Source organism: Oleiphilus sp. HI0066 (assembly GCF_001635725.1).
In genome coordinates, this window is sequence record NZ_LWFH01000301.1 from 1 (window position 1) to 889 (window position 889).

At 39.5% G+C, this 889-nt stretch carries 1 protein-coding gene and 1 pseudogene; both read left to right on the plus strand.

Annotated elements, in window-relative coordinates; translation table 11 throughout:
- Positions 1–201 (plus strand): annotated as a pseudogene (locus tag A3738_RS30550) (chromosome partitioning protein ParB); the annotation flags it as partial.
- 91 nt (positions 202–292) lie between these two features.
- Positions 293–763, plus strand: a complete 471-nt coding sequence (locus tag A3738_RS04415) for an ATP synthase subunit I (protein ID WP_082878361.1) — start codon at positions 293–295, stop codon at positions 761–763.
- The last annotated feature ends 126 nt before the right edge of the window (positions 764–889 follow it).

Sequence of the window (889 nt, forward strand, 5' to 3'; positions counted from 1 at the left end):
CGAAAAATGTTAGAAGCGCCAGCGACGAAAAAAGCAACAAAAGCAGAGAAAGACCCCAATATCTTGCGCCTTGAAACAGATCTCTCTGAGAAGCTTGGCGCAAGCATTGATATTGCTCATGGTAAAGGTGGAAAAGGTAAGTTAGTGATTTCGTACAACTCTCTCAATGAGTTAGACGGCATCCTTTCCCACATAAAATAATAAGAACATCGGCTAAACCGTTAATGGGCAACGAAAAAACTTTATAACGAAAATTATCAATCTAACTTTAATTCGCACTGCCAAGTGTTGAATGGTAGGGGTATTTACCATACAATTGCCGCGCTTTTTTATAGTGCGGAAAAGAACCGTTTTAGGGCATCGTATTCGCTGTTCGCCCAATAAATATTTGGAGTTGAAAATTAAAAAGCCACCATTGATCCAATATTTTGGAATTCAGTGCTTGGTCATGGCCGTTTCAGTCATCAGTTTTTACCTGATTTCTGGTGAGAATAGTGCCTTGTCAGCCTTTATAGGAAGTGTGGTTTTTATTATTCCTCAGCAATATTTTGCATTTAAGTCCTTCAGATATATGGGGGCAAGAGCAGCGGCCAAAACAGTTCAGAGCTTTTACAGTGCGGAAAGTTCCAAATTGCTATTAATCGCAATGGGATTTGCTCTGGCATTTAGTTTTTATAAAGAAGTAGATGTATTTGCGTTAATGACGACTTTTATTGTGCTCGTCTTAACTAATGGGATCTATCCGCTGTTAACAGCCAAATAGACCTTAAACAAGTTTCTTAAAAGTAAGTGTAGGCCCTTAACTATGGCAGGTGAAAACCCAACAACTACCGAGTATATCCAGCACCACTTAACCAATCTCACGTATGGTAAGTTGCCCGCTGGTTAT

Coding starts and splice junctions, on each gene's coding strand:
- A3738_RS04415 (WP_082878361.1), top strand. CDS start 293: ATGGTAGGGGTATTTACCATACAATTGCCGCGCTTTTTTATAGTGCGG.